The following is a 24,275-nucleotide window of genomic DNA, read 5'->3' on the forward strand; positions in this document are numbered from 1 at the left end:
ACCGAAAACGCGGATCCGGCGATTACGCCAGACCGTCGCCGAGGGGTGCCTGCATCGGCGCGGGCCCGCCGAGGGCCTTCTCGTTCTGCATGCGGGTCAGGGAGCGGACGAACATGATGGCGGCGACGGCGGCAGCGACGTCGAGCGCGTCGGAGAGCATCAGCATCTCCGTGGCCGTCTTGATCTCGCCGATGCGTTCGGCCTTGTCGTACTGGCTGCCCGCGAAACGGCCGATGACATTGCCCAGCAGCCACAGCGACCACCAGCGGTTGATGACGGCGTGCGAGTCCTTCCGCGGGATCAGGCCCACCTCGGGAAGGCTTGCGTCCCAGGTATCGGTGGCGACCTGGCGCGGCGCCCACAGGTTCACGAAGGGCACGAACCATCCCCAGGAGGCCCAGCCGCGCGACCTGCTGTGCCCGTCGGGCCGGAACACCTCGGCGTTGATGCGCACCCGCCGGAACCACACGATGAAGACGACCGCGGTCGCCGCCATCGCACAGAGCTGCGCGATGCCGGCCGCCGCGTACAGCGAGTCGATGCGGTCGGCGTCCGCCTCACTGCCCGCCGAGAAGTGCCCGGCCACGAAGTCGGCAGCAAGGCTGCGCTGCTCGAAGCCCACCCACAGTGCGAACAGGTCGATCGCGATCGTCACCCCCAACAGGACGACGACAGCCATCGAGACGCCGACCGGCGACTTGAGCACAGCAAAACTACTTTTGGACATGATGGACCCCCCACGGGTTCACGGTGAGCCGGTCGCGCGCCTCTCCCCAGAGCGCGTCGATCACCGGCCAGCGGAACATACGGTTCAGGCCACCGCGCTGTCCACTGCTTAGCCGCTCAGGACCCCAGCCGGTTCGCGAGCGCCACGAACTGGGGCCATGTGAGCGGGGGCTTGCCCGGGTACCAGAGCTTCTGGATCGTCGCCCGCAGCGGCATGCGGATCCCCTGCGCGACCTGCGCCTGCGTCTGCGCGTTCGGGAAGTCGCACCACACGGCGAACGTGCCGCCCAGGATCTGGCTGTCGTACTTCGCGGGCACCGGCGTCGTGCCGCGCACGACGAGCGGGGTCCAGCTCTCGTAGATCCGCCGCCCGGTCGGGTACACGAAGTTGTTGGGCTGACCGAGGACGTAGTAGAGGAACTCGTCGTTGTAGTTGGTCATCCTGCGGCCCTCGCGCAGGTACTCCTCCGGCGGGCGCGCCCCAATCTCCTTGCCCGTCCAGTAGGCGACCTCCAGGCTCTTGTCGGCCTTGACGACACCGCCCCGGAAGAACCCGTCGTTCCACGCCTTGAGGGAGCGGTCGAACGGCTTCATCGTGGCGACCCGGTCGTTCAGCCAGCCCGTCGTGAGGTCCTCGACCGTCGCGTTCGCCCCGTACTTCTTCCTGGCGGCGGCCGCGAGCTGCGGGAAGGACGCCTCGGGGTTCTTGACCGTCAGGGCCTGGTACTCGTCGCCGCCCAGGTGCCAGAAGGCGCCGGGGAAGAGGGGAGCGTACTCCCGCAGCAGATCGTCGACGATCTTCGCCGACCCGGGGTTCGAGATGTCGACGGCGCCGCGCGTCGCGACCCCGGCGGTGTTCCGCAGCTGGAGATCGGGGTGCGCCTGGATCACCGCGCCGAGGTGTCCCGGCGAGTCGATCTCGGGGATCACGGTGATGTGCCGCTCGGCGGCGAGCGAGACGATCTCGCGGACCTGCGCCTTGGTCAGGTGGTCGGGCGAGACGATCTCGGGGTGCGAGTCCGACTGGATACGGAAGGCCTGGTCGTCGGAGAAGTGCAGACCGAACTGGTTGTACTTGAGGTCACCGATCTCCCGGATCCGGTCCTTGATCCACCCGGCCGTGAAGGTCTTGCGCGCGATGTCCAGCATGAACCCGCGCTGGGGCTTCGCCGGCGCGTCCTTCACCACGCCCTCCGGCGCGGTGCCCCCGCCGTGCACCTCCTGCTTGAGCGTGCGCGTGCCGTAGAAGACGCCCGCGTCCCCCGGCCCCACGATCCGCACCCGGCCGTCCTTCACGGTCATCGTGTACGACTCCGGGTTCCCGCTTCCGCCGAGCGCCAGCTCCACGTCACCGGCACCGGCCTTGACCTTGCCCGCGTACTTCAGCCTCAGCTCGTCGGCGATGAGCTTGCCCTCGTCGGAGAGCTTCGCGTCCGTGATGACGACACGGCCGCTGGTGGGGCGCCATCCGGGGCCGCGCGCCGGCGTGTGCTCGCGCACGGAGGGGATGGTCTGCGGGGTCTTCGACAGGGGGTACGACTTCGACGGCGAGGGCTCGGCCGACGTGCGGGCCGCCGTGGTGGCGGACGCGGACTTTCCGTCGGAGGGGCGCCCGGCAGGGGAGGCGCCGGTGCCGCCCCCGTCGCCACCGCAGCCGACGAGGACCATGGTCAGCGCGACCGTCCCCGCCGTGACAACTCCCGCGCCGACCGTCGATCGACTCCGCGTACCCATCAGTGACCGTCCTCCGGTTCCGACAGCAACCTCGACATCGAATTCCGCGTCCTAGGAGGCGACCGTAAGGCCCCGCTCCCCCGACCTCCCGTCCACCACACGCCCCCAAACTCTCCCGTCCGGGTGAAATCGGTGCATGCGCCAGACAGCTCCTGACCCGGATCGCTAGCGTGTACGCACATCCGCCACACCCTCACCACATGTCCCGTGACGCTCCTGACTCACGTCTCGTCCCAGTGTCAGCCCAGTCACGTCCCACGTCTCGCCGAGGAGCGCAAGCTGCCTTCGCACCGTTTCTCCCGCCTCCCCGGGCATGCCGCCATACGGGTGCAGTCCCCACCAGGGCATGTGTCGCCCGTGCAGTCGTCCCCGCACGGCCTCAGCCGGTTCAACACGCTGCCCGCGGCCGAGGCCGAGCGCGCGCTCCTGACCTGCTGCGGGTCACTCCACTGGACCCGCCGCCTCGCCGCGCACCGGCCCTACCCGGACCTCGGCGCGCTGCTCGCCGCCGCCGACGAGGCGGTCTACGACTTCGTGCCCGCCGACCTCGACGAAGCCCTGTCCCGCGAGACGCTCCCCCTGCCGCCGCACGGCTCGTACTCCGTCGCGCACACCGCGCTCGGCGCCGCGCACAGCGCGTACGAGAGCCGCTTCGGGCATGCGTTCGTGATCTGCCTCGACGGCTACGGGCCCGACGAGGCCCTCGACCAGCTCCTGGCCGGAATCCGGTCACGCCTTGGCAACGATCCCGAGGAGGAGCGCGTCCTGTCCTGGGACGAACTGCGCCGACTCGCCCGGGGGCGACTCGCCCGGCTCGTTCGGTCGCTGGATGCCCGGACGGAGCCCCAGGAAGCGATAGACCCGCAGGAACCAGCGGATTCCGGGCGCCCCGACAGCGCGTCCGATAGCCCGTACGTGGCTGTTTGATTGCCTGTTTGATCACACCGGCGGCCCCCGGGCGAGCGAGCCGACAACTCGTCGATACGATGACGAGCGGCCGGTGGACCGTACCCGGCCGGGCCCGACCGACACTGAAGCCGGCGCGGCCCCAATCCCCGCTCCCGGAGGGTTCTTCCGTGCCGGCTGGAACGCTGTACCGCGGCCGGGAAGGCATGTGGTCGTGGGTGGCTCATCGAGTCACCGGTGTCCTCATTTTCTTCTTCCTGTTCGTACACGTCCTGGACACCGCTCTCGTCCGCGTCTCCCCCGAGTCGTACGACGACGTCGTTTCCACCTACAAGACGCCGATCGTCGCGCTCCTCGAGTACGGCCTCGTCGCCGCCATCCTCTTCCACGCGCTCAACGGCCTGCGTGTCATCGCCGTCGACTTCTGGTCGAAGGGTCCGCGCTACCAGAAGCAGATGCTCTGGACCGTCGTCGGCATCTGGGTCGTGCTGATGGTGGGCGCGCTCTACCCGGTCCTCGGCCACGCCGTCCGTGAACTCTTCGGGAGCTGACGCCAGACATGTCTGCTGACACCACCCCTGCGAAGACGCCCGGCGTCGGACCCGTCGAGGCCGCCGCCGTCTACGACGTCGACCACCCGGCCCCCCTCATCGAGGCCCCCCGCAAGCGCACCTCGAAGACCCCGCGCTCGACGCGCGGCAACTTCGAGATGGCCGCATGGCTCTTCATGCGCCTGTCCGGCGTCGTCCTCGTCGTCCTGGTCCTCGGCCACCTGCTCATCCAGCTCGTCCTCGACGGCGGCGTGAGCAAGATCGGCTTCGCGTTCGTCGCGGGCCGCTGGGCCTCGCCGTTCTGGCAGGGCTGGGACCTCCTGATGCTGTGGCTCGCGATGCTGCACGGCGCGAACGGCCTGCGCACGGTCATCAACGACTACGCCGAGCGCCCGAACACGCGCCTGTGGCTGAAGGGCCTCCTGTACACCGCCACGGTGTTCACGATCCTGCTGGGCACGCTGGTGATCTTCACCTTCGACCCGAACATCCGATAGGCACGGGGCTGAGGTAACCACTCATGAAGATCCACAAGTACGACACCGTCATCGTCGGCGCCGGCGGCGCGGGCATGCGCGCGGCCATCGAGTCGACGAAGCGCAGCCGCACCGCCGTCCTGACGAAGCTCTACCCCACCCGCTCCCACACGGGCGCGGCGCAGGGCGGCATGGCCGCCGCGCTCGCCAACGTGGAGGAGGACAACTGGGAGTGGCACACCTTCGACACGATCAAGGGCGGTGACTACCTGGTCGACCAGGACGCCGCCGAGATCCTCGCGAAGGAGGCCATCGACTCCGTCCTCGACCTGGAGAAGATGGGCCTGCCGTTCAACCGCACCCCGGACGGCACCATCGACCAGCGCCGCTTCGGCGGTCACTCGCGCAACCACGGCGAGGCCCCGGTCCGCCGGTCCTGCTACGCCGCGGACCGCACCGGCCACATGATCCTTCAGACGCTGTACCAGAACTGCGTGAAGGAGGGCGTGGAGTTCTTCAACGAGTTCTACGTCCTGGACCAGCTGATCACCGAGGTCGACGGCGTCAAGCACTCGGCCGGTGTCGTCGCGTACGAGCTGGCGACCGGCGAGATCCACATCTTCCAGGCCAAGTCGGTCATCTACGCCTCGGGCGGCACCGGCAAGTTCTTCAAGGTGACGTCGAACGCGCACACCCTGACCGGTGACGGCCAGGCGGCCTGCTACCGGCGCGGGCTGCCGCTGGAGGACATGGAGTTCTTCCAGTTCCACCCGACCGGCATCTGGCGCATGGGCATCCTTCTCACGGAGGGCGCCCGCGGTGAGGGCGGCATCCTCCGTAACAAGGACGGCGAGCGCTTCATGGAGAAGTACGCGCCCGTCATGAAGGACCTCGCGTCCCGTGACGTCGTGTCCCGCTCCATCTACACGGAGATCCGTGAGGGCCGCGGCTGCGGTCCCGAGGGCGACCACGTCTACCTCGACCTCACGCACCTCCCGCCGGAGCAGCTCGACGCCAAGCTCCCGGACATCACGGAGTTCGCGCGCACCTACCTCGGTATCGAGCCCTACACGGACCCGATCCCGATCCAGCCCACCGCGCACTACGCCATGGGCGGCATCCCGACGAACGTCGAGGGTGAGGTCCTGTCGGACAACACCACCGTCGTCCCCGGTCTGTACGCCGCCGGCGAGGTCGCCTGCGTGTCCGTCCACGGCGCCAACCGCCTCGGCACCAACTCGCTGCTCGACATCAACGTCTTCGGGCGTCGTGCGGGCATCGCCGCCGCCGAGTACTCGGAGAAGGCCGACTACGTCGAGCTGCCCGAGGACCCGGCTTCGATGGTCGTCGAGCAGGTCGAGCGCCTGCGCAACTCCACGGGCACGGAGCGCGTCGCGGTCATCCGCAACGAGCTCCAGGAGTGCATGGACGCCAACGTGATGGTGTTCCGCACCGAGCAGACGATCAAGACGGCCGTCGAGAAGATCGCCGAGCTGCGCGCGCGGTACAAGAACGTTTCGATCCAGGACAAGGGCAAGCGGTTCAACACCGACCTCCTGGAGGCCATCGAGCTGGGCAACCTGCTCGACCTGGCCGAGGTCATGGCGACCTCCGCCCTGGCGCGCAAGGAGTCCCGCGGCGGCCACTACCGCGAGGACTTCCCGAACCGCGACGACGTCAACTTCATGCGCCACACCATGGCGTACCGCGAGGTCGGCGACGACGGCTCCGAGTCCATCCGTCTGGACTACAAGCCGGTCGTCCAGACCCGCTACCAGCCGATGGAGCGTAAGTACTGATGGCTACCCCGACCATGGACAAGCTCGAGGCTCTCGAGGCGGACAACGGCTCGCACCTCATCACGGTCACCTTCCGCATCCGCCGGTTCAACCCGGAGGTCTCCGCGGACGCGGTCTGGGAGGACTTCCAGCTCGACATCGATCCGAAGGAGCGCGTCCTCGACGCCCTCCACAAGATCAAGTGGGAGCTCGACGGCTCGCTGACCTTCCGGCGCTCCTGCGCGCACGGCATCTGCGGCTCGGATGCCATGCGCATCAACGGCCGCAACCGCCTGGCCTGCAAGACGCTGATCAAGGACATCAGCCCGGAGAAGCCGATCACGGTCGAGGCCATCAAGGGCCTCACGGTCCTCAAGGACCTCGTGGTCGACATGGACCCGTTCTTCCAGGCGTACCGGGACGTCATGCCGTTCCTGGTCACGACGGGCAACGAGCCGACGCGCGAGCGTCTGCAGTCCGCCGAGGACCGCGAGCGCTTCGACGACACGACCAAGTGCATCCTGTGCGCCGCGTGCACGTCCTCGTGCCCGGTGTTCTGGAACGACGGCCAGTACTTCGGCCCGGCCGCGATCGTCAACGCGCACCGCTTCATCTTCGACTCGCGTGACGAGGCGGGCGAGCAGCGCCTGGAGATCCTCAACGACAAGGACGGCGTGTGGCGTTGCCGCACGACGTTCAACTGCACGGACGCCTGCCCGCGCGGTATCGAGGTCACCAAGGCGATCCAGGAAGTCAAGCGCGCGCTGATCACGCGCCGCTACTGACCTTCCCGGCGTCACGTCCCTGAGGGCCCCGCTCCCGGTTTCGCACCGGGGGCGGGGCCCTCGGTGCGTCACGGGCCCGGCGTCAGGGGCCCGCCGTCAGGGGCCTGCTGTCACGGGGCGCTCGAAGAACGTCTCCAGGGCCACCGTCGCCTGCGTGCCGCTGACGCCCTCGATCGCGTACAACCGCCGCAGCACGTCCTGGAGTTGCCGTGTCGTCTCCGTGCGCACCTTCACCAGGACCGACGCGCTGCCGGCGATGATGTGCGCCTCCTGGATCTCGGGGATCGCGGCGAACTTCCCGGCCGACTCCCCCATCCACGACGACGACTCGACCATCACGAACGCGAGCACCCCCTGCCCGAGCGCGGCCGGGTCCACGTCGACGGTCGTCCGCAGGATCACGCCCCGCTCGCGCAGCTTGCGCACCCGCTCGTGGGCCGCGCCCGCCGAGAGGCCGACCTCCTTGCCGAGCGCCGCGTACGCCGTCGTCGCGTCGCGCTGGAGCAGCCCGACCAGCTTCCGGTCGATGTCATCCACTGCCACTGTGACCCACTCCCGCTCGGCCGACCATGGCGTAACCATATCCCGTTCTGCCATAGTCCAATACGACAGGATTTCATTCAGTCAACAGTTCTTGGGGGATAGTCATGTCTGGCCAGAACCAGCCCAGCGTGTACGAGATTCTGGACGAGCGCTTCCGCACCGGACGGTGCGCCTTCGGGGACGACAGCCTCACCACCCTGCACAGCGGCAGCCGTTGGGCCGAAGGCCCCGTCTATCTGCCCGCCTGGCGCCAGCTCATCTGGAGCGACATCCCCAACGACCGCCTGCTGCGCTGGGACGAGGCGACCGGCGCGGTCAGCCTCTTCCGCACCCCCGCCGGACACACCAACGGCAACACCCTCGACCGCGAGGGGCGCCTCATCAGCGCCGAACAGGGCGGCCGCCGCGTGACCCGCACCGAGGCCGACGGGCGGATCACCGTCCTCGCCGACCGCTTCGAGGGCAAGCGGCTGAACAGCCCGAACGACGCGGTGGTGCGTTCGGACGGCTCGATCTGGTTCTCGGACCCGGACTTCGGGATCACCAGCGACTACGAGGGCTTCCGCGCCGAGTCCGAGATCGGGGCCAACAACGTCTACCGGATCGACCCCGCCACCGGCGAGGTGCGCCAGGTCGCCGACGGCTTCGGGGCACCGAACGGGCTCGTCTTCTCACCCGACGAGCGCCGGCTGTACGTGTCCGACACCCGGGCCGGATGCATCCGCGTCTTCGACGTGCTCGACGACGGCGAGAGTCTGAGCGACGGCAAGGTCTTCGCCGAGACCAGCGGCGACGACGGCCGCTTCGACAACATCCGCTTCGACGACGGCGGGCGGCTGTGGGCCGCCGCCATGCATGGCGGTGTGCACTGCTACGACCCGGACGGCACACGGATCGGCCGCATCGACGTCCCGGAGCCGGTCTCCAACGTCGCGTTCGGCGGCCCCAAGAACAACATCCTCTTCATCACCGCGACGACGTCCCTGTACTGCCTGATGATGTCCGTGACCGGCGCGCCACGTATCCGCCACTGACGAGATGTCGTCCGATTTACCCTGAACACGGCTAATCTGACGGTATGTCACTTGAGCTTGAGCTGCTCGGCTTCGACAACGTGCTGTTCCCCGTCGGCGACCTCGGCGAGGCGGTCTCCTTCTATGAGCGGGCCGGCTTCCGCGTGAAGTTCCGCCTCGACGAGGCCGGGATCGCCCTCCTCGAAGCCGGCAAGGAGACGCCGGGCGTACTGCTGCGCGCGGAGGAGGACTTCGGCCACCGGCCTCCTCCATGGCCGGGCCCGCGCGTATGGCTCGAGGTGCGCGACGCCAAGGCGGCGGCCCGCGCGCTGACGGAGGCCGGGATCCCGCCCGTCGATCCGCCGTTCTCCACCTCCACCGGCCACGTCGTGGAGATCGCGGACCCGTGGGGCAACGTCATCGGCCTCACGGACTATCTCAAGCGGCCCGAACTGGCCCGGACTTGATGCCCGGGTTCACCGATCCCTGCCGGTCGACCCTCGCTTGAACATGTTCAAAAACAGGTCTACAGTCCTTCTCGACAGCGTTTTTGAACGCGTTCAAGGAGGGGTGGGGAAGTGGACCTCACAGTCGTCGCATACGTCGTCTACCTCGTCGTCAGCATCAGCCTGACCGTGTGGGTGGCGCGCACCCTGAGCCGTAACGGAAGGGTCTTCCTCGCCGACGTGCTGCACGGGAACGAGAAGCTCGCGGATGCCGTCAACCATCTGCTGGTGGTCGGCTTCTACCTCGTCAACCTCGGCTTCGTGGCGCTCTACCTGAGCGGGGACGACGACATCGCCGACACCCGGGGCATCTTCGAGGCCCTGTCGACGAAGCTCGGCGTGGTGCTCCTGGTGCTGGGGGTCATGCACCTGGGGAACGTGTGGGTGCTCAACAAGATCCGGCGGCGGGGCGTGATGGAGCGGGAGCAGCTGCCGCCCGTTCCCCCGCAGGGCTGGGCCGCGCCGCCGGTCGCCGGGGCGTGACGGCGATGGGCGAGGCCGCGGACCGGGGCACCACGGGGGCCCCGGTCCGCCGGCTCATCCTCCTCTACGACGCCCAGTGCCCGCTCTGCACGTTCCTGCGGAACTGGCTCGCCCGGCAGCGCCAGCTCGTCCCGCTCGACCTGGTGCCGGCCGGATCCGAAGAGGCCCGGCGCCGCTGCCCGGGGATCGACCACATCTCCACACTCTCGGAGATCACGCTCGTCGGCGACAGCGGCCAGATCTACCGCGGACCCGCCGCCTGGGTCGTCACCCTGTGGGCACTGTCCGAGTACCGGCCCCTGTCCCACAGGTTCAGCACCCCCGCGGGCGCCCGCCTCGCGCGCGCCGCGGTCCTCGCCGCCGCCAAGTACCGCCGGACCCACCGGGACCAGCAGGTCAGGAAGTCCGGGGGCGGCGCCTACCGCAGGGCGGACGGCTGGGTGTACGACCGCGTCGACGGCTGGACGTACTACGGCCCCGCGGCCTGCGACGGCGGCTGTCACGTGCCCGATTAGGCTCTGAGCGTGCCAGCAGAGAAAGAGACCCCCGAGAGCCCTGCGAAGAGACCCGCGAAGAGCCCTGCCAAGAGTGAGCAGACGCGGGCGCTGATCCTGGAAACCGCGATGCGGATGTTCCGGGAGCGGGGCTACGACAAGACGACGATGCGGGCCATCGCCAAGGAGGCCGGGGTCTCCGTCGGCAACGCGTACTACTACTTCGCGGGAAAGGAACACCTCATCCAGGGGTTCTACGACCAGATCTCCGCGGAGCACCGGGCGGCCGTGCGGTCCGTGCTCGACCGGGAGACCGACCTGGAGAAGCGGCTCGCCGGGGTGCTGCGCGCCTGGCTGGACATCGCGGAGCCGTACCACGAGTTCGCGGCCCAGTTCTTCAAGACCGCCGCGGACCCGACCAGCCCGCTCAGCCCCTTCTCGCCCGAGTCGGAGCACGCCCGCGAGACGGCCATCGACGTCCACCGCGAGGTGCTGGCCGGTTCCAGGGCGAAGGTCCCGGCCGAACTCGCGGCGATCCTGCCGGAGTTGATGTGGCTCTCCCAGATGGGGCTCGTCCTGTACTGGGTCTTCGACAGCTCCGAGGGCCGGGAGCGCAGCCGGCGCCTCGCCGAACGGGGGGCCCGCCTGACCACGCGCGGGGTCGCGCTCGCCCGGTTCCGGGTACTGCGGCCGCTCGTCCTGGAGGTGCACGAGCTGTTCACGGACTTCCTGCCGGGCATGACGGAGGCGTCGACGGCAGCCCGGGAGAAGGGGAAGGGGAACGGGAATGGGAACGAGAAGGAGCACCGGAACGAGAAGGGGCACACAAGCGACCAGGGGAAGGGCTGAGGCGGGGGCTCTTACCTTCGCTTCATGCGCGGCTTGTACGGTCGTCTGATGCCCGGCTCCTCTTCATCGCACCACGTCAGCCGTCGCGCCGCGCTCGCCCTCGGTCTCGGCGCCGCGGCCTCCGTCACCCTGCCAGGACCGCGTGCCGCGGCCGCCGTCTCCGCCGTCGGCGGGGAGCGGCTCGGCAGGTCCGGCGTCCAGGTGGCGTCCGGCGCGCCCCGGCTGCCGAAGCTCGCCGCGAAGGCGTGGCTCGTCGCCGACCACGACAGCGGCGACGTCCTCGCCTCGTACGCGGCACACCGCGCGCTGCCTCCGGCGTCGACGCTCAAGATGCTGTTCGCGGACACGGTCCTGCCGAAGTTCGGGCGGACCTCGGTCCACAAGGTGACCGCCGCCGATCTCGCGGGGATCCCGTACGGCAGCAGCCTCGTCGGCGTCCAGGCGGGGACCTCGTACACCGTCGAGCAGCTGTGGCAGGGCGTGTTCCTGCGCTCCGGGAACGACGCCGTACATGTGCTCGCCAGTATGAACGGCGGGGTGGGCGAGACCGTCCGCCAGATGCAGGCCCGGGCGAAGGACCTCCAGGCGAACGACACGCATGTGGTCAGCCCCGACGGCTTCGACCACAAGGGGCAGGTGTCGTCGGCGTACGACCTGACGCTGTTCGCGCGCGCCGGGCTCAAGAACGACGACTTCCGCGGCTACTGCGCCACGAAGACGGCCGACTTCCCCGCCGGGGGCAAGAAGACGTTCCAGATCCAGAACACGGACCGCCTCCTCACCGGGCAGGGCGTGGCCGCGTACCAGGGGCTCATCGGTGTGAAGAACGGCTACACCTCGCACGCCGGCAACACGTTCACCGGCGCGGCGACCCGCGGCGGGCGCACCCTGCTCGTCACCGTCATGCATCCCAAGTCCGGGTACGAGGCGGTGTACGAGGAGACGGCGGCGCTGCTCGACTGGGGGTTCGCGGCGGCGGGCAAGGCCGATCCGGTGGGCACGCTGGTCACGCCGCTGAGCGAGCAGCCCAAGGGGGCGGCGGCGAAGCCGCATGCGGGGGCCGCGGGCGCGGCGGGCGCTCCCGTCGCGGCGACGGCCACGTCCCACACGGACGACTGGGCGTTCGGCGGCTCGGCGGCGGTCGCGGTCCTTGCGGGCGGAGGACTGCTGGCGCTGCGGCGGCGAGAGCGGGAGCGACCGGGCGGACGTCGGCGACGCGAGGGCTGACGCCGGGCCGGTGAGCGCCGGACCAGTGAGTGCGGTGCTACGCCAGGGCTGGCACCGGGCCCGTGGGCGCGGTGCGACGTCACGGCTGGCACCGGGCCCGTGAGCGCGGTGCGACGTCATGGCTGCCGCCGAGCCCGTGGGCGCGGTGCTACGTCACGGCTGAACCGAGCCCATGAGTGCGGTGCGACGTCATGGCTGCCGCCGAGCCCGTGGGCGCGGTGCGACGTCACGGCTGACACCGAGCCCGTGAGCGCGGTGCGACGTCACGGCTGACGTTTCTGAGAGAGGTGCCCGTCAGGGCCGGCGGCCGCCGGGGCCCGATTCGGCGGCCACCATCACCCGCCGCAGCAGGTCCGAGAGCTGCCCGCGCTCCTTCGCGTCGAGCGCGCCGAGCACCCGGTGCTCCTCGCCCCCGAGCCGGTTCATCGCCTTGCGCCATATCGCGCGGCCCGCCTCGGTCAGCTCCACGTCGACCCGGCGCCGGTCGGTTTGGGACGGTGCACGCACGACCAGGCCGCGGCGTTCGAGGCCGTCGAGGCGGCCCGTGACCGAAGCCGGGGCGAGGCCCAGGTCCGAGGCGAGTTCCGAGGGCGCCGCGCGTCCGCCGCGCCCCGCGAGCTTGTGCAGCGTGTCGTACTCGAACCGCTCCAACTCCACGTCCACCAGGGCCTGTTCACGAACCCTGCGCAGATGCCGGGTGAGCTCGCCCGCGCGCGTGATCGCGCCCTCGATGTCCGGGTCGAGGTCCGGCATGACCGGCAGCCAGCGCGCCAGATGCCCATCGGTCCAGTCGCGTTCCATGGGGGCAGTTTACGGCCGAATCCTTCGGTGCCGGATATTTTGGTACCCGATACTTCGTTGACGAATACTTCGGCAGCGAAATACATTCGCCCGCATGCCGCGCCCCAGCCTCCGCCACCCGTTGTTAGGCAACGCCCGCTTCCGCCGCTTCTTCCTCGGCCGCCTCCTCTCCCTGGTCGGCGACGCCGTCATCCCTTCCGCCCTCGCCCTCGCCGTGCTGCGCGCCACCGGCTCCGCCTCGGCGCTCGCGCTGGTCCTGGGCTGCGCGATGGTGCCGCGGCTCGTGCTCCTCCCTCTCGGCGGCGTGATCGCCGACCGTTTCAACCCGCGCATCGTGGCCCTGACCACCGACCTCGTGCGCTGCGCCGGCCAGCTCTTCGTAGGCGTCGAACTTCTCTCCGGGAAACCGGAGTTGTGGCAGATCGCGGTCGCCGAGGCGATCGGCGGCGCGGCCTCCGCCTTCGCCATGCCGACACTCGCCTCACTGATCGTCGGCATCGTCGGCGAGAAGGACCGGCAGGCCGCCAACTCCGCGCTCGCCGTGGTGCGCAGCGGCACGCTGGCGGGCGGTCCGGCGCTCGCCGGGCTGCTCGTCCTGACCGCGGGTCCCGGGTGGGCGTTCGTACTGGACGCCGCCTCGTTCGCCGTCAGCGCCGCCCTGCTCGCCACTCTGCGGCTCAGCCGCACCACGACACCCGCCGAGGAACGCCGCTCCCTCCGGTCCGACCTCGTCGAGGGCTGGCACGAGGTGCGCTCACGCGGCTGGTACTGGACGAGCCTGGTCGCCCACGCCACCTGGAACGGCGGGGCAGCCGTGTTCGCCACCCTCGGACCGGCCGTCGCCGTCAAGGAACTCGGCGGCGACGGCGCCTGGATCGTGATCGCCCAGGCGGGCGCCGTCGGCCTGCTCCTCGGATCACTCCTGTCCGGGCGGGCCCGCCCCCGCCGCCCGGTCCTCACGGGCAACCTGGCCTTGACCACGTACGTCCTGCCGCTGGGGCTGCTCGCCCTGCACGCACCCGCACCCGCGGTCGCCGCGGCGTTCGGCGTCGCCCTGGCCGGTCTCGGCTTCTTCAATCCCCTGTGGGAGACGGCGGTCCAGACGGCCGTTCCCGCGGCGGTCCTCGCCCGCGTCACCTCGTACGACTGGCTGCTGTCACTGGCCGCGATGCCCCTCGGCTACGTCCTCGCCCCGCTCGCCGCCGACGCCTGGGGCGAGGCGACCCCGTTGTGGATCGCGGCGGCGGCCGTGGGCCTGGCCTGCGTGGCCACGGCGGGGGTGCCCGGCGTACGGCAGTTCACGCTGAACACCCCCGCCGACACCTCTGCCGACGCCCCTGCCGGCGCCCTTACGGGGCAGGTCAGTTCACAAGACCGGCCCCGTCGTCCGTCAGCTCCACGTCGTACACCAGCGGACCGCCCCCGACCGTGACGTGGTGGGCGCGCGACGCCAGACCGCGCGCCGTCACCGCCAGGATGTACGCCCCCGGCGCGGGCACCGACACGATGTACGAGCCGTCGGCGATGGACGTGACGCGGTCGAGCTGGCGGCCGCCCCTGGAGACGAGGGTCACGGAGGCACCGGCCAAGGGGTCGCCGTCGGCGGTGCGCAGGAATCCGTGGATGACCGTGGCTCCGCCGGTGCCACTCGTCTCCGGCTCCGCGGCCTTGATGTGTTCGGTGGTCTCGATGTGTTCGGTGTTCTTGTCGAACCCGGTGTTCTTGTTGGGCCCAGTGATCTTGGTCGGCCCGGTCGGTGATTCGGCCGGCTCCACGGCCAGGTGCGGGAGCCGCCCCTCCAGCCATCCCGGCAGCCACCAGTTGGAGCGGCCGAGGAGATGCATCGCCGCCGGGACCAGCGCCGTACGCAGGATGAACGCGTCGAGCGCGACCGCCGCGGCCAGTCCGATGCCCGCCATCGCGCCCTCCATGTCGCCGCTCAGGACGAACGCCGAGAACACGCAGATCATGATGAGGGCCGCGCAGTTGATGACCCGGCTCGTCTCGGCGAGACCGACGCGCACGGCCCGCGCGTTGTCCCCGGTGTGCACCCATTCCTCGTGCATCCGGCTCACCAGGAACACCTGGTAGTCCATCGAGAGGCCGAACAGCAGCGACAGCATGATCACCGGCAGGAACGCGGTGATCGGCCCCTCCTTCCCGATGCCGAGGAACTCCGTCCCCCAGCCCCACTGGAAGACCGCCACCAGGACGCCGAACGACGCGGCCGCCGCGATCAGGTTCATCAGCGCGGCCGTGAGCGGCACGACGAGCGAGCGGAACGCGATCAGGAGCAGCAGGAAGCCGAGCCCGATGATGGCGCCCACGAAGTAGGGCAGCCGGTCGCCGGTCACCGACGCGAAGTCCTTGAAGACGGCCGTCACCCCGCCGACGTGCGCCTCGACACCGGCTTCCGGGATCACGTCGTCACGCAGCCGGTCGATGAGCCGGTCCGTCCCGACGGACTGCGGGGACGTCTTCGGCACGACCTGGATGACGGTGATGCCCCCGGCGGGCGGGGCCGCGGCGGCCTGCGCGACGCCGTCCGTCGCACGGATCGTCCTGACAAGCTCCGTGGTGTCGGCGCCGCCCGGCACGACGACCTGAAGCGGCCCGTTGAAGCCGGGCCCGAAGCCCTCCGCGAGCAGGTCGTACGCCTGTCGGGTCGTCGTCGACTCCTGGTTGTTGCCCTGGTCGGTGGCGCCGAGCCGCAGTGACAGTACGGGCAGCGCGAGCACCGCCATGACCACCAGCGCCATCGCCGCGATCGAGCGCGGGCGTTCTTGCACGTACGCCGACCAGCGCGCCGCGGGACCGCTCGCCTCGGCGGGGTCGGGCCCCGCCCCCGCGAGCTTCCGCCGCTGCTTGCGGCTGAGGACGCGCGGGCCGAGCAGACCGAGGAGCGCGGGCAGAAGAGTGACCGCCGCCAGGACGCTGAGCACGACCGTCAAGGACGTGGCGATGACGACTCCGTCCAGGAAGCGCAGGTTCATCACCAGCATTCCGGCGAGCGCGATGCACACGGTTCCGCCCGCGAACAGGACCGCGCGCCCGGACGTGTTGAGGGCACGCACCGCCGACTCCTCCGGTTCCAGCCCTCGCTGGATGCCGCGCCGGTGCCGCGTGACGATGAAGAGCGCGTAGTCGATGCCGACTCCGAGACCGATCAACGAGCCGAGCAGCGGGGCCACTTCGGGCACGTTCGTCACATGGCTGAGCAGCATCGTCGCCATCATTCCGCTGCCGACGCCCATGATCGCCACGACGATCGGGAGCAGCATCGCGAAGAGCGAGCCGAAGGCGAGGAAGAGGACCACGGCCGCCGCCGCGATGCCCACGACCTCGGAGACGCCGGTGGGCGGCTCCTGGATACGGGTGATGGCCTGGCCGCCCAACTCGACCTGGAGGCCGTCACGTTCGGCGCCCTGAGCCGTGTCGACGACTTTCTGGACGAGGTCCTTGGGGACCTCGTTCGCCTGGTCGGTGAAGGTGATCTGCGCGAAGGCGGTACGGCCGTCGCGGCTGATCTGGGTGGCGTTCTTCGCGTCGTAGGGGCCCACGACCTCGCCGACGCCCCGCATTCCGGCGATCTCCTTCAGCGCGGGCTCGATCCGGGACCGTACGGCCGTGTCCGTGACCGGCCCCGCGTCCCCGGACGACCGCCACACCACGGTATCCGTGTCACCCGAGCTCCGCGGAAACGCCTTCGTCATCAGGTCGTACGCCTGCTTGGAGTCCGTGTCAGGGAGGGAGAACACGTTCGAGTAGTCGGTCCCCGCCGAGGTGCCCGCGGCCCCGAGGCCGAACAGCGCCCCCACCCACAGCACCAGGACCACCAGACGGTGCCGGTAGCACCACCGTGCCAATGCCGTCACGTTTGCCACTCCTTCGGTCTTCCCCCGGGCCTTCCTCGGCCTCAGCATCCGCGGACGCGGGCGCACGGCGGGACGGCGCGGCCATGACTCTCAAGGAACTCCAAGGGGGCGAGCAGGTCCGAGCGGGGGCGGGCCCGCCGATACTGGACGTATGAACGCTGGGGGTATGAGCGATGAGCAGGTGAACTCGGGGCCTGTGAACTCGGGGCACGCGAAGGGTGGGCCGGTGAACTCGGGGCACGCGAACGCTGGGCCGGTGAGTGCCGAACCCGCGAGCGCTGGGCCCGTGAACCACGCGGAGCACCCCGCGGGAGCCACCGTGCTCATCGTCGAGGACGAGCCGAGCATCGCCGACGTCCTGGCGATAGCCCTGCGCTACCACCGCTTCGAGGTCATGACCGCGGGCACTGTCCGCGAGGGCCTCGCCCTCGCCACACGCACCCGGCCCGACGCCGCGCTCCTCGACGTGATGCTGCCGGACGGCGACGGCCGGGCGCTCGGGCGCGAACTGCGCGCCCGCAGGCCCGATCTGGCCCTCGTCTTCCTGACCGCGCGCGACGCGCCCGCCGAGATCGTGGGCGCGCTCGGCTTCGGCGACGACTACATCACCAAGCCGTTCAACATCGACGAGGTCGTGGCCAGACTGGGCGCCGTCCTGCGCCGCACCCGGTCGGCCGATGTCCTGCCCGAGCGTCCGCCGCTGCGCTACGGCGACCTCGAACTCGACGAGACGGCCTACACCGTCCACCGCTCGGGCCATACGGTCCAGCTCACGCCCACCGAGTACGCGCTCCTGCGCTTCCTCGTGCGCAACGGCGGCCGCGTCGTGCCCAAGGAACAACTCCTGCGGCACGTATGGCAGTACGAGCACACCGCCGAGTCGACCGTCGTCGAGACGTACATCAGCTACCTGCGGCGCAAACTCGAAGCGCTGGGGCCGCCGTTGATCACTACGCGGCGGGGGGTCGGATACGGGCTTGCGGGTGGGGCGTGAACCGGGGGCGGGGCGCGGGTGAGGGCCTCCGCGGCCGACGCGGGCTCTTCCCTGGCCTGCGCGAGCGGGTCCCTGGCCTGCGCGAGCAGGCGGGGGGCCGACGCGGGCAGGCGGGTGGCCGGAGTCGGCGGTTCCACTCCCTGCGCGCCAAGCTCACCCTCGTGAACGTCGCGCTGCTCGCCCTCGGCATCGTCGCCGCGACCGCCGTCAGCCTCATCGGGATGCGCCACTACCTCCTCGAGAACGTCGACGCCGAGCTGACGTCGTCACGCACCTCTCTCCAGCGCACCGGCCTCACCCTCAAACAGATCGAGTCGCTCAGCGAACTGGGCATCGCCCTCGACAAACTCTCCCCCGGCCCCCACTCGACCGACAGCGGCGCGAGTTCACTGCCACGCAACGAGACCGTGTTCGTGGCCGTCGACCGGGCCGGCGAGCCCATCACCGTAGGCACTCTGCGCCCCACCGCCCGCCAGCGCGACCTCGCCTCCGCGGTCGACGACCCGAAGGCGCTCGCCACCGCCGACGAGCCGCACGACGTCACCGTGCACGGCGACCCGTACCGCGCGGTGGGCGCCCGCCTCGCCGACGGTACGACCGTGCTGCTCGCCACCTCGACGGCCAACGTCCAGACCGGCATCCACAAAGCGCTCAGGCTCGACATCACCCTCGGCACGGGCCTGCTCACCCTGCTCGCCGTCCTCACGATGATCGGCGTCAGCCACCGGATGCGGCCCCTCGAAGACATGGTCGAGACCGCGTCGGCCATCGCCGACGGAGACCTCGCACGACGCGTGCCCCCGCACCACGACACCGCTCTGGAGGTCGAACAGCTGCGGCTCGCCCTCAACTCCATGCTCCACCAGGTCGAAACGGCGTTCGAGACCCGTGAACGCAGCGCCGCGCAACTGCGGCGGTTCGTCGCCGACGCCTCCCACGAACTGCGCACGCCGCTCGCCGCGATCCGCGGCTACCTCCAGCTCTACGACAAGGGGATGCTCCGCGACCCGGCCGAACGCACCCGGGCCCTGGGCCGCGTCCACGCCGAGGCCGACCGCATGAGCCGACTCGTCGACGAACTCCTCACCCTGGCCCGCCTCGACCAGGGCCCCGAACTGCGCCTGCGGAACGTCGACCTGAGCCGGCTGGTCCGAGAAGCCGCCGACGACCTGCGCGTGCAGCAGCCGGACCGGCCGGTCCAGGTCGCAGCCGACGGCGCGCTGCTGGTCCGCGCCGACGAGTCGGGCCTGCGCCAGGTCCTCGGGAACCTCCTCGCCAACGTACGCACCCACACTCCCCAGGACGCCCCGGTCAGCGTCTCGCTCGAACGCGTGGACGGGACGGTGCGGCTGTGCGTGGCCGACGAGGGGCCCGGGCTCGACGAGGACGACGCGGCACGGATCTTCGACCGCTTCTTCCGGGCGGGCGGGGGTGCCGGCAGCGGTCTGGGCCTGGCGATCGTGCAAGGGGTGGTGTCGGCGCACGGCGGCGAGGTGTCCGTGCGCACGGCTCCGGGGGCGGGGGTGCGGGTGACGGTGGTTCTGCCAGGGGGCGGGGGGCCTGTGGGCCCGGCTGTGGCTGAGCAAATTCCCTTGGGTGAGGGGCTTCCCGTGGGTGAAGGTTCCGGGAGTGGAGGTCCCGTGGGCGAGGGCCCCGGGAGTGGGGCCACCACGTCGGAGCCGGTCAGATCCAGCCGAGCTGCCACAACCGGAACACGCCGGTCCCGTCCGACAGATACTGCCCGCCGGTGACGTCCTCCGTGCTGAGCACGTACTCCTTGCGCTGCCACAGAGGGATGAGCGGGACGTCGCGCGCGACCGCTTCCTGAAGCTTGCGGAAGTCGCCCATGGTGCGGCTGCGGTCCTCGTACTGCTGACTGGCCTGGATCAGGCCGTCGACCTCTTTGCTGCTGTATCCGTTGTGCATGCCGGACCCGGTGCGCACGAGCTGCGCGGTGAACGTGTCCGGATCGGGGAAGTCCGGCAGCCAGCCGACCGCGTACGCGTCGAGCTTCCCGCTCGCGTACCGCTTCTGGAAGTCGGTCCACTCGTAGTAGCGCAGGCTCACCTTGAACAGTCCGCTCGCCTCCAACTGCCGCTTGACCTCCTTCGCCTCCGACGCGGACGCGGCGCCGCGCGAGTACGCGAACTCGAAGCGGACCGGCGTACTGACCCCGGCCTCCTGGAGCAGCGTGCGCGCACGGGCGGCGTCCGGCTTCGGATACGCGTCGAAGAACGCGGTCGTGTGCCCGGTGATGCCGCGCGGGATCAGGGAGTAGAGGGAGTCGACGGTGCCTTGGTACGTCGAGGCGACCAGCCGGTCCCGGTCGACGAGCGTGGCGAGGGCCTGCCGCACCCGGCGGTCGTGCAGCGGGCGGCCCGTCCGCACATTGAGGACGAGGTTCCGGGTCTCCGCGCTGTCGACCTCGGTGAGCCGATCCCCCTTGTCGCTCGGCGCGTACGAGGCGAGCAGCGCGGGCGGCAGCTGCCGCGCGGCGACGTCGACCGAACGGGCCTTCCAGGCGGACTCGAGGGCGGCCGAGTCCTTGAAGTAGCGCAGGGTGGTGGGCTCCCCGACACTCTTGGCCGCGCCCTGGTAGCCGGCGTTGGGGACGAGCTTCGCCTGCTTGCCGGGCGTGTACGAGCTGAGGCGGTAGGGGCCGGTGCCGTCGACGCGGGTACGGGTGCGCAGGCTGTGCGCGGGGTACTGGGTGCTGTCGACGATGGAACCGGCGCCCGTGGCGACCTTGAACGGGAACGTCGCGTCGGGCGAGGACAGCCGGAAGGTCACCGTCCGCGCACCGCTCGTCTCGACCTTGCCGAGGGTGTCGAGCAAGGTGGCGGGCCCCACCGGAGAGTTGATGGCCCTGACCCGGTCGAAGGAGAACTTCACGTCCTTGGCCGTCACCGCGCGACCACTCGGGAACGTCAGCCCGTCACGCAGCTCGCAACGGTAGGTACGCAGCCCGTGGCCGACGAACCCGCAGTGCTTCGCGGCATCCGGCACGGGCGCGGCGCCACCCGCGTCGAAGGTCAGGAGCGACTGGAACACGTTGCTGTACAGCGCCCATGATCCGGCGTCGTACGCACCGGCCGGATCGAGCGACGTCACGGCGTCGGTCGTCCCGACGGTGATCGTCTTCCCCTGCTCGTCCTGATCCGGAAGAAGCTGCCATGCGCCGGCTCCGGCGGCGGCAAGCACTATGAACATCGCAAAAACCCGCATGCGAATCGACCGCATCGCGCCCCTCCCCAGTGACGTGGATCACTGAATCACAGGAGTTTGAGCTGTGGGAAGAGAAGGTGATGAGGTTTCGGAGACCGGGAGGCATCTTGTGAGCAGCCTGTGAGCAAGGGGGTTTCGAGCCTGTTTCGAGGCGGGGTGTTTCTGGGGTCGGGCGGCTCTTTGCAGGGGGCCGGGGTGATACGTCGTACCTCCCCCGGCCTCCCTCACGCCCGCTTCGACGCCAGCTCGACGACCGTGATGTCCGACGGCGCGCCCACCCGGACCGGCGGGCCCCACGCACCGGCGCCCCGGCTCACGTACAACTGCGTGTCGCCGTATCGCTCCAGGCCTGCGAGCGTCGGGTTCGCCGCGTCGGCGATGAAGTTGCCCGGCCAGAGCTGGCCACCGTGAGTGTGACCCGACAGCTGGAGGTCGACGCCGTGCTTCACCGCCTGGTGGATCATCACGGGCTGGTGGGCGAGGAGGACGGCGGCGCGACCGGGGTCGCGGTCCCCGAGCGCCTTGTCGTAGTCGGGCCCGTCGCCGTAGTTCTCGCCGGTCACGTCGTTCACCCCGGCCAGGTCGAACGCGCCCATCTCCACGCGCGCGTTCTCCAGGGGCCGCAGGCCGATCTCACGTACGTGCTCGACCCACGGCTCGGCGCCCGAGAAGTACTCGTGGTTGCCCGTCACGAAGTACGTGCCGTGCCGTGCCCGCAGCCCCGCAAGCGGCGCGACGGCCGGCGCCAGGTCCTCGACACTGCCGTCGACCAGGTCCCCGACGACCGCGATCAGGTCGGGCTGCGTGGAGTTGATCGTGTCGACCACCCGCTGGGCGAACCCCCGGCCCAGAACCGGGCCCAGGTGGATGTCGCTGACGACCGCGATCCTGAACCCGTGCGCGGAACGCGGCAGCCGGGCCAGCGGAACCGTGACCCGCTTCACCCTGGGCCCGCGCAGCACACCGTACGCACCGTTCCCGACGATCCCGGTGGCCGCGACCACGGCGGCACCACCGACGACGCGAGAGACGAAGAGCCGACGCGAGGGGTCGGCCGCGGCCGATGGCGTGACGGGCTCGGGCGTGGTGGGGGTTGGGGTTGAAGTGGTGGTCGCGGTGGGCAGCTCGTCGGGCTCGCGCGTCGGAACCAGCACGGGCTCCGGCACGGGCCCCGGCTCCGCGCCGCCCGGCCCGGACCTGCGGTCGAGGTAACGCCGCAGCAGGGGGCGCACCACTTCACCCACCAGGACCGCGAGCACCAGATAGATGGAGAAGGCCATCCACAAGAACCCGGGCCAGGACAGAACCTGCTGCAGCCAGAACGGCGCACCGGCCCGCTCGCTCGCCACCGCCGCGAACATCAGCAACGGCCCCAGCACGAACACGGCCGTGCCCGCCCGCCGCGCAAGACCGGCGCGGACCGTGGTGTCGCGCACCAGTCGGCGCCACGCGTACCAGTGCAGACCGGCGAAGGCCGCGAGCGAGGCGACCCCTGCGATCACTAAGACGGCGATCACGACGCCGCTCCCCCCGTTGAGTTCATCGCGCTGTTCGCAGTGGCGTTCGTTGTGGCGTTCGTAGTGGTGTTCATCGCCGTGTTCATCGCGTCACGCACGACGCAGGGCACGCAGCCCGCGGAACCCGATGCCCCCAACCACCGTCCCCAAGACAAAGGAGACAACGGCGAGCGTCAGATGCACCCAGAGGTAGGCGGTCGGGTCGCCGGCGTCGTCGAAGGCAAGCCCGCTCCCGTCCTTCCACAGGTTCTTGACGAAAGTGACCCAGATGACCCAGCTCCAGACACCGAAGGCGAGCAGGAACCAGGAGACGGGGCGGCTGAGCTTCATACCCTCAGTATCGCCAGTCCTCCGTCCGCACCGCCGCCGGGGTGGGGAGCAGGAGACACAGAACACCTCGGCGGAGACTTACGGGGCCCAGCCATGTACGTTCACGACCGTGCCTGCCTCGAATGAGTCGTATTTCACGACCGTCTCTGCCAAGACCGAGTCCCTTTTCAAGCGTTCCGGTCTGAAGCGTTCCGGTCCTCGGCGTGCCGGGCGATGGTCCGCCGTCGCCGCCACGGTGGCCGCCTCCGCCACTCTCCTCTCGGTCTGCTGCGCCTCACCCGCACTGGCCGACGACAAGCCGGGATCCTCCAAAGGCAAGGCGAAGCCGCCGGCCTCGATGTCGACCGTGGGCGGCGCGCAGCTGGGCAAGCCGGGCACACAGGTGAATCTGGCGAACGGCGCCCCCGTCCTGCCCAAGGATCTGAGCGCACGCTCCTGGATCGTCACGGACGCAGAGTCGGGCCAGGTACTCGCCTCGCACAACGCGCACTGGCGCCTGCCCCCCGCCAGCACCCTCAAGATGCTCTTCGCCGACACGGTCCTCCCCAAGTTCCTCAAGACGCAGACGCACAAGGTCGTCCCCTCCGACCTGGCCGGCATCGGCGAGGGCTCCAGCATGGTCGGCGTCAAGGAGGGCTACACCTACACCGTCCACGACCTGTGGCTCGGCGTGTTCCTCCGCTCCGGCAACGACGCGGTCCACGTCCTGTCCGCCCTCAACGGCGGTGTCCCGCAGACCGTCAAGGACATGCAGTCCCACGCCGACGAGCTCCAGGCCCTCGACACCCACGTGGTCAGCCCCGACGGCTACGACGCCCCCGGCCAGGTCTCCTCCGCCTACGACCTCACTCTCTTCGCCCGCTCGGGCCTGCAGAAGAAGGACTTCCGCGAGTACTGCGCGACGGCGACCGCGAAGTTCCCCAAGACTCAGAAGAAGGGCAAGACCACCAGCTCCTTCCAGATCCAGAACACCAACCGGCTCATCACCGGCGACATGGGTCTCGACCCCTATAAGGGCATCGCCGGGGTCAAGAACGGCAACACCACCAACGCCGGCGCCACCTTCACCGGCGTCGCCGAACGCAACGGCAAGGTCCTCCTCGTCACCGTCATGAACCCCGACTCCGGCGAGAACCAGGCGGTCTACCAGGAGACGGCCCGTCTCCTCGACTGGGGTTTCCAGGCCGACGGCAAGGTCACGCCGGTGGGACAGCTCGTCCCGCCCAAGAGCGCCGACACCGGCGGCGCCAACGGCTCCTCCGCCAGCCCGAAGGGCGACAAGAAAGCTGCCGCGCCCGACAAGGCCTCGACCGCCCACGCCTCCGTCCAGAACGGCTCCAGCGGCATCGGTATCGCCCTGTCCATCACAGGCGGCGCCCTCATCCTCCTGGCCGCGGCCGCTTTCCTCGTCAACCGCCGCTGGCCCCTGCCCGAACTGGTGCGCCGACTCCCCCGCCGCTGA

23 protein-coding genes are annotated in these 24,275 nt (G+C 70.2%); 15 read left to right on the plus strand and 8 right to left on the minus strand.

Going from position 1 to position 24,275, the window contains the following annotated elements:
- Positions 1–22 precede the first annotated feature (22 nt).
- Both OHO83_RS19505 and OHO83_RS19510 read right to left on the minus strand, forming a co-directional pair.
- Positions 23–727, minus strand: coding sequence for a DUF4328 domain-containing protein (locus OHO83_RS19505; protein ID WP_266673517.1), 705 nt, complete (start codon positions 725–727; stop codon positions 23–25).
- Positions 728–843: 116 nt separating this feature from the next.
- On the minus strand, positions 844–2,460 hold the full coding sequence (locus tag OHO83_RS19510; RefSeq protein WP_266673516.1) for a beta-N-acetylhexosaminidase: 1,617 nt from the start codon (positions 2,458–2,460) through the stop codon (positions 844–846).
- A 327-nt stretch (positions 2,461–2,787) separates the two neighbouring features.
- Here OHO83_RS19510 and OHO83_RS19515 point away from each other — a divergent pair, with 327 nt between their 5' ends.
- The 5 genes from OHO83_RS19515 (at position 2,788) to OHO83_RS19535 (ending at position 6,956) form a co-directional block, all read left to right on the plus strand.
- Complete coding sequence (locus tag OHO83_RS19515; RefSeq protein WP_266676582.1) at positions 2,788–3,387, plus strand: 2-oxo-4-hydroxy-4-carboxy-5-ureidoimidazoline decarboxylase; 600 nt, start codon at positions 2,788–2,790, stop codon at positions 3,385–3,387.
- 149 nt (positions 3,388–3,536) lie between these two features.
- Positions 3,537–3,917, plus strand: a complete 381-nt coding sequence (sdhC, locus tag OHO83_RS19520; RefSeq protein WP_100594758.1) for a succinate dehydrogenase, cytochrome b556 subunit — start codon at positions 3,537–3,539, stop codon at positions 3,915–3,917.
- An 8-nt stretch (positions 3,918–3,925) separates the two neighbouring features.
- The gene (locus OHO83_RS19525) at positions 3,926–4,414 is read left to right on the plus strand and encodes a succinate dehydrogenase hydrophobic membrane anchor subunit (RefSeq protein WP_266673515.1); all 489 of its coding nucleotides are present in this window, start codon (positions 3,926–3,928) and stop codon (positions 4,412–4,414) included.
- Positions 4,415–4,437: 23 nt separating this feature from the next.
- Positions 4,438–6,192: a succinate dehydrogenase flavoprotein subunit gene (gene sdhA, locus OHO83_RS19530; RefSeq protein WP_266673514.1), complete on the plus strand. Its 1,755-nt coding sequence runs from the start codon at positions 4,438–4,440 to the stop codon at positions 6,190–6,192.
- On the plus strand, positions 6,192–6,956 hold the full coding sequence (locus OHO83_RS19535; RefSeq protein ID WP_116510811.1) for a succinate dehydrogenase iron-sulfur subunit: 765 nt from the start codon (positions 6,192–6,194) through the stop codon (positions 6,954–6,956). The genes sdhA and OHO83_RS19535 overlap by 1 nt, the downstream gene beginning before the upstream one ends.
- Positions 6,957–7,052: 96 nt before the next feature.
- On the opposite strand, the gene OHO83_RS19540 is transcribed toward OHO83_RS19535, so the two are convergent.
- On the minus strand, positions 7,053–7,493 hold the full coding sequence (locus OHO83_RS19540; protein ID WP_266676580.1) for an Lrp/AsnC family transcriptional regulator: 441 nt from the start codon (positions 7,491–7,493) through the stop codon (positions 7,053–7,055).
- Positions 7,494–7,603: 110 nt separating this feature from the next.
- Between OHO83_RS19540 and OHO83_RS19545 the strand changes: the two genes are divergently transcribed.
- The 6 genes from OHO83_RS19545 (at position 7,604) to OHO83_RS19570 (ending at position 12,071) form a co-directional block, all read left to right on the plus strand.
- Positions 7,604–8,533: an SMP-30/gluconolactonase/LRE family protein gene (locus OHO83_RS19545; RefSeq protein ID WP_266673513.1), complete on the plus strand. Its 930-nt coding sequence runs from the start codon at positions 7,604–7,606 to the stop codon at positions 8,531–8,533.
- 44 nt (positions 8,534–8,577) lie between these two features.
- Positions 8,578–8,979, plus strand: a complete 402-nt coding sequence (locus OHO83_RS19550; RefSeq protein ID WP_266673512.1) for a VOC family protein — start codon at positions 8,578–8,580, stop codon at positions 8,977–8,979.
- A 111-nt stretch (positions 8,980–9,090) separates the two neighbouring features.
- Positions 9,091–9,501 carry a hypothetical protein gene (locus tag OHO83_RS19555; protein WP_227296884.1) on the plus strand — a complete coding sequence of 137 codons (411 nt, stop codon included), beginning with the start codon at positions 9,091–9,093 and terminating at the stop codon, positions 9,499–9,501.
- A 5-nt stretch (positions 9,502–9,506) separates the two neighbouring features.
- Positions 9,507–10,016, plus strand: coding sequence for a thiol-disulfide oxidoreductase DCC family protein (locus OHO83_RS19560; RefSeq protein WP_266673511.1), 510 nt, complete (start codon positions 9,507–9,509; stop codon positions 10,014–10,016).
- 108 nt (positions 10,017–10,124) lie between these two features.
- On the plus strand, positions 10,125–10,844 hold the full coding sequence (locus OHO83_RS19565; RefSeq protein WP_389563105.1) for a TetR family transcriptional regulator: 720 nt from the start codon (positions 10,125–10,127) through the stop codon (positions 10,842–10,844).
- Positions 10,845–10,892: 48 nt separating this feature from the next.
- Positions 10,893–12,071 (plus strand): D-alanyl-D-alanine carboxypeptidase family protein, encoded by a 1,179-nt coding sequence (locus tag OHO83_RS19570; RefSeq protein WP_330279669.1) that lies wholly within the window; start codon positions 10,893–10,895, stop codon positions 12,069–12,071.
- A 294-nt stretch (positions 12,072–12,365) separates the two neighbouring features.
- On the opposite strand, the gene OHO83_RS19575 is transcribed toward OHO83_RS19570, so the two are convergent.
- On the minus strand, positions 12,366–12,872 hold the full coding sequence (locus OHO83_RS19575; RefSeq protein ID WP_266673508.1) for a MarR family winged helix-turn-helix transcriptional regulator: 507 nt from the start codon (positions 12,870–12,872) through the stop codon (positions 12,366–12,368).
- A gap of 94 nt (positions 12,873–12,966) precedes the next feature.
- Here OHO83_RS19575 and OHO83_RS19580 point away from each other — a divergent pair, with 94 nt between their 5' ends.
- Entirely contained in the window at positions 12,967–14,304 is a 1,338-nt protein-coding gene (locus OHO83_RS19580; protein WP_266673507.1) for an MFS transporter, read from the plus strand.
- On the opposite strand, the gene OHO83_RS19585 is transcribed toward OHO83_RS19580, so the two are convergent.
- On the minus strand, positions 14,234–16,738 hold the full coding sequence (locus OHO83_RS19585) for an MMPL family transporter (protein ID WP_266676578.1): 2,505 nt from the start codon (positions 16,736–16,738) through the stop codon (positions 14,234–14,236). The two genes, OHO83_RS19580 and OHO83_RS19585, sit on opposite strands and share 71 nt — an antisense overlap.
- A 328-nt stretch (positions 16,739–17,066) precedes the next feature.
- Here OHO83_RS19585 and OHO83_RS19590 point away from each other — a divergent pair, with 328 nt between their 5' ends.
- Positions 17,067–17,741: a response regulator transcription factor gene (locus OHO83_RS19590; RefSeq protein WP_227300528.1), complete on the plus strand. Its 675-nt coding sequence runs from the start codon at positions 17,067–17,069 to the stop codon at positions 17,739–17,741.
- A 161-nt stretch (positions 17,742–17,902) separates the two neighbouring features.
- Positions 17,903–19,492: a sensor histidine kinase gene (locus tag OHO83_RS19595; protein WP_266673506.1), complete on the plus strand. Its 1,590-nt coding sequence runs from the start codon at positions 17,903–17,905 to the stop codon at positions 19,490–19,492.
- Here the strand turns inward: OHO83_RS19595 and OHO83_RS19600 are convergent.
- The 3 genes from OHO83_RS19600 to OHO83_RS19610 all read right to left on the minus strand — a co-directional run bounded on the left by OHO83_RS19600 (position 19,425) and on the right by OHO83_RS19610 (position 22,813).
- A complete protein-coding gene (locus OHO83_RS19600) occupies positions 19,425–20,981 on the minus strand; it encodes an ABC transporter substrate-binding protein (protein ID WP_266673505.1) in 1,557 nt (518 codons plus the stop codon). The genes OHO83_RS19595 and OHO83_RS19600 overlap by 68 nt on opposite strands.
- 209 nt (positions 20,982–21,190) lie before the next feature.
- Complete coding sequence (locus OHO83_RS19605; protein WP_266673504.1) at positions 21,191–22,483, minus strand: metallophosphoesterase; 1,293 nt, start codon at positions 22,481–22,483, stop codon at positions 21,191–21,193.
- A 90-nt stretch (positions 22,484–22,573) separates the two neighbouring features.
- Positions 22,574–22,813 (minus strand): SCO4848 family membrane protein, encoded by a 240-nt coding sequence (locus OHO83_RS19610; protein WP_266673503.1) that lies wholly within the window; start codon positions 22,811–22,813, stop codon positions 22,574–22,576.
- Here OHO83_RS19610 and OHO83_RS19615 point away from each other — a divergent pair.
- On the plus strand, positions 22,752–24,275 hold the full coding sequence (locus tag OHO83_RS19615; RefSeq protein WP_266673502.1) for a D-alanyl-D-alanine carboxypeptidase: 1,524 nt from the start codon (positions 22,752–22,754) through the stop codon (positions 24,273–24,275). The two genes, OHO83_RS19610 and OHO83_RS19615, sit on opposite strands and share 62 nt — an antisense overlap.

The organism is Streptomyces sp. NBC_00569 (assembly GCF_036345255.1).
Lineage (GTDB): Bacteria > Actinomycetota > Actinomycetes > Streptomycetales > Streptomycetaceae > Streptomyces.

What these genes read in the sequence shown, in the direction of transcription:
- OHO83_RS19505 (WP_266673517.1), bottom strand. Translation starts at nt 727, where the DNA reads ATGTCCAAAAGTAGTTTTGCTGTGCTCAAGTCGCCGGTCGGCGTCTCG.
- OHO83_RS19510 (WP_266673516.1), bottom strand. Translation starts at nt 2,460, where the DNA reads ATGGGTACGCGGAGTCGATCGACGGTCGGCGCGGGAGTTGTCACGGCG.
- OHO83_RS19525 (WP_266673515.1), top strand. Translation starts at nt 3,926, where the DNA reads ATGTCTGCTGACACCACCCCTGCGAAGACGCCCGGCGTCGGACCCGTC.
- sdhA (WP_266673514.1), top strand. Translation starts at nt 4,438, where the DNA reads ATGAAGATCCACAAGTACGACACCGTCATCGTCGGCGCCGGCGGCGCG.
- OHO83_RS19535 (WP_116510811.1), top strand. Translation starts at nt 6,192, where the DNA reads ATGGCTACCCCGACCATGGACAAGCTCGAGGCTCTCGAGGCGGACAAC.
- OHO83_RS19545 (WP_266673513.1), top strand. Translation starts at nt 7,604, where the DNA reads ATGTCTGGCCAGAACCAGCCCAGCGTGTACGAGATTCTGGACGAGCGC.
- OHO83_RS19550 (WP_266673512.1), top strand. Translation starts at nt 8,578, where the DNA reads ATGTCACTTGAGCTTGAGCTGCTCGGCTTCGACAACGTGCTGTTCCCC.
- OHO83_RS19560 (WP_266673511.1), top strand. Translation starts at nt 9,507, where the DNA reads ATGGGCGAGGCCGCGGACCGGGGCACCACGGGGGCCCCGGTCCGCCGG.
- OHO83_RS19565 (WP_389563105.1), top strand. Translation starts at nt 10,125, where the DNA reads ATGCGGATGTTCCGGGAGCGGGGCTACGACAAGACGACGATGCGGGCC.
- OHO83_RS19570 (WP_330279669.1), top strand. Translation starts at nt 10,893, where the DNA reads ATGCCCGGCTCCTCTTCATCGCACCACGTCAGCCGTCGCGCCGCGCTC.
- OHO83_RS19575 (WP_266673508.1), bottom strand. Translation starts at nt 12,872, where the DNA reads ATGGAACGCGACTGGACCGATGGGCATCTGGCGCGCTGGCTGCCGGTC.
- OHO83_RS19580 (WP_266673507.1), top strand. Translation starts at nt 12,967, where the DNA reads ATGCCGCGCCCCAGCCTCCGCCACCCGTTGTTAGGCAACGCCCGCTTC.
- OHO83_RS19600 (WP_266673505.1), bottom strand. Translation starts at nt 20,981, where the DNA reads ATGCGGTCGATTCGCATGCGGGTTTTTGCGATGTTCATAGTGCTTGCC.
- OHO83_RS19615 (WP_266673502.1), top strand. Translation starts at nt 22,752, where the DNA reads ATGACCCAGCTCCAGACACCGAAGGCGAGCAGGAACCAGGAGACGGGG.
- OHO83_RS19610 (WP_266673503.1), bottom strand. Translation starts at nt 22,813, where the DNA reads ATGAAGCTCAGCCGCCCCGTCTCCTGGTTCCTGCTCGCCTTCGGTGTC.